This is a genomic window from Nocardioides sp. (genome assembly GCF_035481145.1).
Taxonomy (GTDB): Bacteria; Actinomycetota; Actinomycetes; order Propionibacteriales; family Nocardioidaceae; genus Nocardioides.
The window spans coordinates 1-7,402 of the sequence record NZ_DATIHB010000180.1 but is presented as its reverse complement, the minus strand read 5'-3'; the positions used below and the strand labels follow the sequence as shown (position 1 = coordinate 7,402).

Sequence of the window (7,402 nt, the reverse complement as noted above, 5' to 3'; positions counted from 1 at the left end):
CCGCCTGCTCGCCGAGGAGTGGGGCGTCGCCGCCGAGACGTGGTCGGTCACCTCGTGGAACGAACTGGCCCGCGACGGCGTGGCCGCCGAGGACTGGAACCTGCTCCACCCCGACGAGCCGGCCCGCACGGCGTACGTCGCGGACCGGCTGGGTGACGACGACGCACCCGTGGTCGCGGTGTCGGACTTCATGGCGGCCGTCCCCCTGCAGATCGCCCGGTGGGTGCCCGCCGACTTCCGCGTGCTCGGCACCGACGGCTTCGGTTTCGCCGACACGCGTGCGGCGGCGCGGCGGTTCTTCCGGGTCGATGCCCAGTCGGTCGTGGTGCAGGCGCTCCGCGCCCTGGCTGACGCGGGTGCCGTGCCCGCCGAGGTGGTCGCCCAGGCACTCACGCGCTATCGCATCGACGATCCGACCGCGGTAGCCGACATCCCCCAGGAGGGCGCCGACGCCTGAGGTGTCAGGAGCGCGACACGGTCAGGAGCGCGCGACGCGGCGTACGGGAGCGAGGCGGCGCACCGGTGCGACCGGGGCGTCGCCGCCCTGCGCGATCTGTGCCTCGATGAGGGGGCCACGACGGAGCAGGGCGATGACCCGCTCGCGGTCGTACGCGGCCGGCTCGGTCGACTCCATGAACCGGTCGAGGAAGGCGATGAACCGCTCGGGGTGGTCGCGGTGCGGGAAATGGCCGCTCTCCTCGAAGACCTCGGTGACGGCACCGGAGGCGAGCCGGCGGGCGTTCTCCAGGTGGTGCACCGGGAGGACCTGGTCGTCGCGGCCCCAGACGACCGCGGTCGGCAGCGCCTCGGTGAGGTAGGCGCGGTCGGACATCGTGACGATCTGCCCGCGGGTGTCGATCACCGCCCGCACGAGGTGCCGGATCGCGAACCGGGCGCGGCGGTCCGACCAGCTGTCGACGATGGCCGCCACCTCGTCGAGGTCGCGGGTGAAGCGGGGCCAGAGGCCGGTGCCCGCCCGCATCACGCCGGTCACCGCGTGGCGTACGCCGGGGCGGGTGAGGGCACGCATGCCGAGCTCCCAACCGGGGAGCTGGATCGCCTTGATGAACGGCGTGACCTCCGGCCCGAGTCCGCCGGCGGAGACCAGGACCAGCCGGTCGGTGCGCTCGGGGAACTGGTAGGAGAACTGCATCGCGACACCGCCGCCGAACGAGTGCCCCACGACCGTCGCACTCTCGATGCCGAGCACCGACAGCAGGTCGCGCATGCCGTTGGCGTAGCCACCCAGCGTGTAGTCGGCGCGGGGCTTGTCCGAGGCGCCGTGGCCGAGCAGGTCGGGTGCGATCACCGTGTAGCGCGTCGCGAGCTCGGCGATCACGCGGTCCCACGTCCGGTGGTCGCACGCCAGCCCGTGGAGCAGCAGGAGCGCCGGACCGCTCCCGGCCTTGACGTAGGCGCGGCCGTGGCCGTGGAGCTGGACGTACTGGATGTCGAACGGTGAGGTCATGTGGTGCCCCTTCCGACCCTGCGGCGCGCTGCTCCGCGACGCGGAGTGCGAGGATGGGCGAGTCTAGATCCGGATTGTTTCCTGAAGGTGTCTGCCATGACTTCCGCCCCGCACGACGACGTCCACGCCGACATCGCCGAGCTGCTCGCGCAGATCATCGAGGTGCCGGTCTCCGAGATCACGCCCCAGGCGCGGTTCGTGGAGGACCTCGCCGTCGACTCGCTGTCGTTGCTGGAGCTGGTGATCGGCATCGAGGAGCGCTTCGGGGTCGTCATCCCCGACAGCGAGGTCATCGGACTGGTCCGCGTCGAGGACGCCACCACGTACGTCGTCCGCGCCGCCGTCTGACATCCTGCGAGGCATGGAGACCTACGAGACCCTCGCGTACGACGTCGACGACCGCATCCTGACCCTCCGGCTCAACCGGCCCGACGCGCTCAACTCCTTCACCGTGCAGATGGCCGAGGAACTCGAGCACGCCTTCCGCCGTGCATCGGACGACGACGACGTCGCAGCGATCGTGGTGACCGGCGAGGGCCGCGCCTTCTGCGCCGGCATGGACCTCACCCGCGAGGGCAACGTCTTCGGCCTCGACGAGTCGCAGGAGCCCACGATCGCGGACCTGCGCGACCGCCTGACCGAGCCGGCGATCCAGGACGGGGTCCGCGACACCGGTGGTCGGGTGGCGCTGGCGATCTACGACTGCAAGAAGCCGGTCATCGCCGCGATCAACGGTCCGGCTGTCGGCATCGGCGCCACGATGACGTGTGCGATGGACGTGCGCCTCGCCTCCACCAAGGCCCGCATCGGCTTCGTCTTCGGCAAGATCGGCATCACGCCGGAGGCCTGCTCGACCTGGTTCCTCCCCCGCATCGTCGGGGTCTCGCGTGCGCTGGAGATGCTCTACTCCGCCGAGATCATGACGGCCGAGGCGGCACAGGAGGCCGGCCTGGTGCGCTCGGTGCACGAGCCCGACGACCTGCTGCCGTCGGCGTACGAGCTGGCGCGGAAGTTCACGGCGAACCGCTCCCCGGTGGCGACCGCGCTCGCACGTCAGCTGGTCTACCGCAACATGGCCGCCGACCACCCGCTGCGCGCGCACGAGTCCGACTCGCTGGCGATCTTCTACGCCTCGCGGGAGGACGGCAAGGAGGGCGTCGCGTCGTTCCTGGAGAAGCGCGACCCCGAGTTCACCGGCAAGGCCTCGCAGATGCCGTCGTTCTACCCCTGGTGGGAGTGAGCGCTCCTCTCCCCGCAACAACGTCATAGGACCTGGTCGCTAGAGCGGCCAGGTCCTATGACGTTGCGTGTGCTACCGGTCAGACGACCTGATGGAGCCAGCGGACGGGCGCGCCGTCACCTGCGTGACGGAACGTCTCGAGCTCGTCGTCCCAGGGCTTGCCCAGGAGCTTGTCGATCTCGAGCATCAGCGTGGTGTCGCCCAGGGCGGCCTTCACGACAGATGCCTTCAGCCGGTCTTCGGGGATGAGGATGTCGCCGTGCACCCCCGTGACGGCGTGGAAGACGCCGAGCTCGGGAGTGAAGCTGTAACGGGACCCCTCGGTGCCCGCGGTGGGCTCCTCGGTGATCTCGAAACGCAGGTGGTTCCACCCTCGGAGGGCCGAGGTGATCGCCGCAGCAGCGCCGACGGCGCCGGTCCACGACAGCTCGGCACGGTAGGTGCCGCTCTGCGCGGGCTGTGGGATCCACTCGAGGTTCACGGAGACGCCAAGGACGCCGCCGACTGCCCACTCCACGTGCGGGCACAGCGCCGACGGCGCTGAGTGCACATAGAGGACACCCCGGGTAGCGGTGCGGTTGCTGGTCACGGTGACCCTCCTTCATCTCCGGCGTCGGACAACGCCTTCCCCAGCGGCCCTTCAGTGGAGATGAAAACGGGACAAGTGACACGTATGTAGTTGTGGTGCCATTGTGACCGATGAGGCCACCGGACACCAGTGTCCGCGCAGGCGAGTTTGCGCTCAGTACGCCGTGATGCCGGTCGCAGCGAGGACGTTGCCGTCGTCCGCCAGGGAGCCGAGCCGGAGACCGTCGCCCGGCATCCGCGGCCGCGGGGTCGCATGAGCGGTCACCACATCGGCCACCAGGCAGGTGACGTTGTCGCGCCCACCGGCGAGAAGTGCCTCGTCGAGGAGGACCCGCGCGGCCTCGTCGGGCCGCGGGATCGCCAGCAGCGCGGCGATGCGCTCGTCGTCGAGGCAGTCGGTGAGACCGTCGGTGCAGAGCAGCACGCGGTCGCCGGCGGCGAGCGAGAGCTCGACGTACTCCGGGCGCTCGTCGTCAGGGATCGGCAGCGCGTGGATCGAGCGGGTCACGACATGGCGCCAGGGGTGGCTGGCCACCCCTTCCTGCTCGAGGAACCCGTCCTCGACCAGTCGCTGGACGTAGGTGTGGTCACGGGTCAGCCGGAGCAGGCCGCCTGCCCGGAGGAGGTAGCCCCGGGAGTCGCCCGCATGGACGAGCGCCGCCCGGTCACCGTCGATCGCCAGGGCGGTGAGGGTCGTGGCCAGCCCGCCGTTGTGGCTGTCGGCGGCCTCCGCCCCCGAGAGCACGTCGATCGCCCGACGCACGCCGTTGTCGAGCGCGATCATCGGGTCCGACCCCGCCGTGACCGCCCGCGACAGGACGTACGCCGTCGTTGCGGAGGCGACCTCACCGGCGGCCGAGCCGCCCACACCGTCGGCGACGACGAGAACCTGGGCGCCGAGGAAGCCGGCGTCCTCGTTGACCTCGCGCACGGGGCCGCGATCGGAGGCGCCTGAGCCGTCGAAGCGCAACACCGGACCCTCCTCTCGCCGCACCGATCGGTGCAGCGAGTCAACCGGAAGTCGCAGCGGGCGACAAGTTCCGCGTCTGGAGTAGGCCGGGTGGGGCTCGAACCCACGACCCAAGGATTATGAGTCGCACCGCAGGTCTACTAAGGCGTACTGGCGTCATCTGCCCACGCCTGAACTCAACGTCTCTCGTCCCGGATTCTCCGGTCCAAACCTGCCGTCTTCTGAGGGGTCGGATAGCAGGGCGTTAGCAGCTCGCTCCCCCTTGTCGGCACCTGTTGCGACTGTGTGCGGAACGACCACACACAGGAGGCCTCTCATGACTGAGGACGAGTACGCAGCGCTACGCCTAGCCAAGCCGCTCCCGGAGGGCAGCAAGACTCGCGAGGAGTGCATCGCGGCTGCAGGTCGGGCGCTCGCTGAGGCGCGGGCCCTCTGCGCGGCCATGACACCGCGCGAGCAGGCAGAGGCCGCGTACCAACCGGGCGGGCCGTCGGTCGAGGAGATCGAAGACCGGATTCGGGAGCGTCGCGGGTTGGCTCCGCTCGATCGCGGGACGGTCGACCAGTGACCGGCCTGAGCCCCGAGGAGCGCAAGCAGCTGGCGCGCCTGGGTGCTCACACGAAGTGGGCGATGACCGAGGACCGCACTGCCGCGACGCAGCCGGCGCGTGACGGGCTGCTGCGGAAGTTCGAGGACCAGGTCGACCCCGACCGGGTGCTGTCGCCCGAGGAGCGGGCGAAGCGGGCCGAGAACGCGAAGAAGGCGCACTACCAGCGCATGGCCCTCGCTTCGGCGAAGGCACGTCGCGCGCGGAAGCAGGGGTCATGAGCGAGCGCATCTGGTTCACCACAGCGCAGGCCGCCGAGCACACCGAGCGGCACCCGCAGACCGTCCGCAAGGCCTGCGAGGCAGGCGAGCTCCACGGCAGCCAGCGCGTGCCGAACGGCCGCTGGCGGATCCACCGCGACTGCCTCGACGCCTGGGCCTATGGCGATCCATGCGTACACCAGAGGGAGGCACCACAGACCGACTGAGCTTGCTTCCGACACGAAAACGGTCCCGCCCCGTGCAGCAACACCGGGCGGGACCTCAGATCCAGAACCAACACCTACGAAGGAACGAACCCATGACCAACTCTACGAACACCCCCGACATCACCTGCCCGTTCTGGTGCGGGCTTACGCCCGACGAGCACCTCGCCGAGCTGAACGACCCGCTCGAGCAGTCCAGTGCACACCGCAGGACGATGTGGCTCTGCGGCGCCGAGGGTCAGCGGATCCTGGCGGCAACCGCCATCCAAAGCATCCCTGCCGACGGCGATGCCGGCGAGCACCCGGTGGTGCTCATCGACGGTCTGCCGGACCTGACAGTGCCGGATCTCCGGGCGCTCGCGAAGGATCTCGAGAACCTAGCGCGACTGCTCGAGGAGAAGCTGTGAGCATCGCGGTTGCGCCCCGGGATGACCTCGTGACGGTGGCCGAAGCCGCCACCCTCGGCCGCGTGACGCCGGACCGTGTGCGCCAGCTCGTGCGCGAAGGCGTGCTGCCGGGCCAGAAGGTCGACGGGCGGTGGATGGTTCGAGCAGGCGGTCTCGCGGCGTGGCTCGAGGGTCGATCGACGTACGTCCGGCGGCACTCGATTGCGCGTGTGAGGCCGCCGCGGCTTCGACCGATCCCGGAGGCCCGGATGGAGGTCATCCGCCGGTGCGGGCGGGCGCGTGTTGCATCGGGCCCGCGGCACCCTCGGGTGGCTGCAGCGCCGCTCCTGCGCCTGGTGATCGCCCGAGGTGGGCCGGGCGCATGTGGTGCCAGAGGCGGGACTGCCGCGGAGCAGGCGTTGGTGCGTGCGCGCCGGCAGGGCTGGTTGACGATCTGGGCGGCCGACGAGCTCGCGGTTCGGCTGCTCGGGATGAGCCCGCTCGAGGTCTGGGGCGACGAGTGGCTGGAGGCAGCCAACTGACCACAGGCTGACCGGTGCCCGGGCCCGAGCCCGGGTTGCCGGCGCAGCTGGGCGCAGCGCTCCAGCTCGTTAGGCCATCGCGTCGACGACGTGGGCCTTGACCCACTCGCCGGGCGCGTAGACGCCGCGCGCGGCGTTCTGAGCGCCATCCCACTCGGTCACCGTGAGGTGCCCATCGTTCACGAAGAACGAGTCCGACGACTCGTAGGAGTCAGCCTTCTCGGACATCGAGCCCGACTGCTTCCACCGCTGAGGACGTTCGCCCCAGACCGGCGCGCTCGACCGTACGCGCCACCACCGACAGCGGAGGGCTCGCTGTCGCGGGCAATCGTCCTTGCGCACAGTCATAGAGTCGCAACCGCGTTGGGGGCCGCGAAGAGATCCCGGGCCGACGCGGAACGGAGACTCAGCAACGATGGCGAAACCCCCCGAGTACCTCGGTCTCTCACCCACAGCCTGGGACGTGATTGCGAGCGCGACTACTGCAGTCGGCATCATCGTTGCTGCGATCGCCGCCGTCTACGCTGGCCGCCAGTACGCCTTGTCTCGCGAAGCGTTCCGTGACCAGACCCGGCCCTACATGGTCGTGTCGTGCAAGCCGGGCCTCACGAGCAACCACATCGCAGACATCGTGGTGGCCAACATCGGCACCACTCCTGCTCGGCGGGTATCCATCAAGATCGATCCTCCATTCGTGCGTGCTGAGGACGAGGGCGGCTACGTCCTCGGGGATGCTCGACTCTTCTCCGAGCCAACTGACATGTGGCCACCTGGTCACGAGGTGCGGGCGTATCTCGATAGCCACATCGACCGTGCAGGGCGGGAGGACCTTCCCGCGCAGCACACCGTGACGGTGACGTACTCGGACGGTCGCAAGGGCCACTGGCAGGAGCGCCACGTGCTCGACCTCGAGCTCGGCAAGGGACTTATGTTTGCCGAGGCGTACGGCGTCCACCACATGGCAAAGGCGCTCCGCGAGATCTCCTCCGTGATCAAGTCATCGTCGGTTCTGAAGCGCGGTCATGTCGACGTGACCGTAGAGGCGCGCGCTGAGCGTGTTGAGCGCGTCCGGGCGCAGAATCGTCAAGGCGCGGAGCAGTTGCGGCAGTTCCGGGACCGCCTCCTGCCAGATGGCGGCTCCGACGACGGCACCTGAGCGCGTTCGTCTAGTCGGCGG

General features: G+C 69.8%; 13 protein-coding genes. 9 read left to right on the top strand and 4 right to left on the bottom strand.

Annotated elements, in window-relative coordinates; translation table 11 throughout:
* Positions 1–457: transketolase-like TK C-terminal-containing protein (locus VLF38_RS14755; RefSeq protein ID WP_414689408.1), on the top strand; the 457-nt coding region annotated here is incomplete at its 5' end.
* Positions 458–478: 21 nt separating this feature from the next.
* Here VLF38_RS14755 and VLF38_RS14750 read toward each other — a convergent pair.
* Positions 479–1,468: an alpha/beta fold hydrolase gene (locus tag VLF38_RS14750; RefSeq protein WP_325271997.1), complete on the bottom strand. Its 990-nt coding sequence runs from the start codon at positions 1,466–1,468 to the stop codon at positions 479–481.
* 96 nt (positions 1,469–1,564) lie between these two features.
* Between VLF38_RS14750 and VLF38_RS14745 the strand changes: the two genes are divergently transcribed.
* Together VLF38_RS14745 and VLF38_RS14740 are read left to right on the top strand one after the other, a co-directional pair.
* Complete coding sequence (locus VLF38_RS14745) at positions 1,565–1,816, top strand: acyl carrier protein (protein WP_325271996.1); 252 nt, start codon at positions 1,565–1,567, stop codon at positions 1,814–1,816.
* Positions 1,817–1,829: 13 nt separating this feature from the next.
* Complete coding sequence (locus VLF38_RS14740; protein ID WP_325271995.1) at positions 1,830–2,708, top strand: crotonase/enoyl-CoA hydratase family protein; 879 nt, start codon at positions 1,830–1,832, stop codon at positions 2,706–2,708.
* A gap of 79 nt (positions 2,709–2,787) precedes the next feature.
* On the opposite strand, the gene VLF38_RS14735 is transcribed toward VLF38_RS14740, so the two are convergent.
* Positions 2,788–3,297: a DUF3145 domain-containing protein gene (locus tag VLF38_RS14735; RefSeq protein ID WP_325271994.1), complete on the bottom strand. Its 510-nt coding sequence runs from the start codon at positions 3,295–3,297 to the stop codon at positions 2,788–2,790.
* A 153-nt stretch (positions 3,298–3,450) separates the two neighbouring features.
* Complete coding sequence (locus tag VLF38_RS14730) at positions 3,451–4,269, bottom strand: PP2C family protein-serine/threonine phosphatase (protein WP_325271993.1); 819 nt, start codon at positions 4,267–4,269, stop codon at positions 3,451–3,453.
* Positions 4,270–4,582: 313 nt separating this feature from the next.
* Here VLF38_RS14730 and VLF38_RS14725 point away from each other — a divergent pair, with 313 nt between their 5' ends.
* The 5 genes from VLF38_RS14725 (at position 4,583) to VLF38_RS14705 (ending at position 6,225) form a co-directional block, all read left to right on the top strand.
* Entirely contained in the window at positions 4,583–4,834 is a 252-nt protein-coding gene (locus VLF38_RS14725; protein WP_325271992.1) for a hypothetical protein, read from the top strand.
* The gene (locus tag VLF38_RS14720; RefSeq protein WP_325271991.1) at positions 4,831–5,094 is read left to right on the top strand and encodes a hypothetical protein; all 264 of its coding nucleotides are present in this window, start codon (positions 4,831–4,833) and stop codon (positions 5,092–5,094) included. Before VLF38_RS14725 ends, VLF38_RS14720 begins: the two co-directional genes overlap by 4 nt.
* Positions 5,091–5,300, top strand: a complete 210-nt coding sequence (locus tag VLF38_RS14715; protein WP_325271990.1) for a helix-turn-helix domain-containing protein — start codon at positions 5,091–5,093, stop codon at positions 5,298–5,300. Before VLF38_RS14720 ends, VLF38_RS14715 begins: the two co-directional genes overlap by 4 nt.
* Positions 5,301–5,392: 92 nt before the next feature.
* Positions 5,393–5,704, top strand: a complete 312-nt coding sequence (locus VLF38_RS14710; RefSeq protein WP_325271989.1) for a DUF6907 domain-containing protein — start codon at positions 5,393–5,395, stop codon at positions 5,702–5,704.
* On the top strand, positions 5,701–6,225 hold the full coding sequence (locus VLF38_RS14705) for a helix-turn-helix domain-containing protein (protein WP_325271988.1): 525 nt from the start codon (positions 5,701–5,703) through the stop codon (positions 6,223–6,225). Before VLF38_RS14710 ends, VLF38_RS14705 begins: the two co-directional genes overlap by 4 nt.
* Before the next feature lie 69 nt (positions 6,226–6,294).
* Here the strand turns inward: VLF38_RS14705 and VLF38_RS14700 are convergent, their stop codons facing one another.
* Positions 6,295–6,453, bottom strand: coding sequence for a hypothetical protein (locus tag VLF38_RS14700; RefSeq protein WP_325271987.1), 159 nt, complete (start codon positions 6,451–6,453; stop codon positions 6,295–6,297).
* 187 nt (positions 6,454–6,640) lie between these two features.
* On the opposite strand from VLF38_RS14700, the gene VLF38_RS14695 reads away from it, so the two are divergent.
* Positions 6,641–7,381 (top strand): hypothetical protein, encoded by a 741-nt coding sequence (locus tag VLF38_RS14695; protein ID WP_325271986.1) that lies wholly within the window; start codon positions 6,641–6,643, stop codon positions 7,379–7,381.
* Positions 7,382–7,402: the final 21 nt, after the last annotated feature.

What these genes read in the sequence shown, in the direction of transcription:
- VLF38_RS14750 (WP_325271997.1), bottom strand. Translation starts at nt 1,468, where the DNA reads ATGACCTCACCGTTCGACATCCAGTACGTCCAGCTCCACGGCCACGGC.
- VLF38_RS14745 (WP_325271996.1), top strand. Translation starts at nt 1,565, where the DNA reads ATGACTTCCGCCCCGCACGACGACGTCCACGCCGACATCGCCGAGCTG.
- VLF38_RS14740 (WP_325271995.1), top strand. Translation starts at nt 1,830, where the DNA reads ATGGAGACCTACGAGACCCTCGCGTACGACGTCGACGACCGCATCCTG.
- VLF38_RS14725 (WP_325271992.1), top strand. Translation starts at nt 4,583, where the DNA reads ATGACTGAGGACGAGTACGCAGCGCTACGCCTAGCCAAGCCGCTCCCG.
- VLF38_RS14715 (WP_325271990.1), top strand. Translation starts at nt 5,091, where the DNA reads ATGAGCGAGCGCATCTGGTTCACCACAGCGCAGGCCGCCGAGCACACC.
- VLF38_RS14710 (WP_325271989.1), top strand. Translation starts at nt 5,393, where the DNA reads ATGACCAACTCTACGAACACCCCCGACATCACCTGCCCGTTCTGGTGC.
- VLF38_RS14700 (WP_325271987.1), bottom strand. Translation starts at nt 6,453, where the DNA reads ATGTCCGAGAAGGCTGACTCCTACGAGTCGTCGGACTCGTTCTTCGTG.
- VLF38_RS14695 (WP_325271986.1), top strand. Translation starts at nt 6,641, where the DNA reads ATGGCGAAACCCCCCGAGTACCTCGGTCTCTCACCCACAGCCTGGGAC.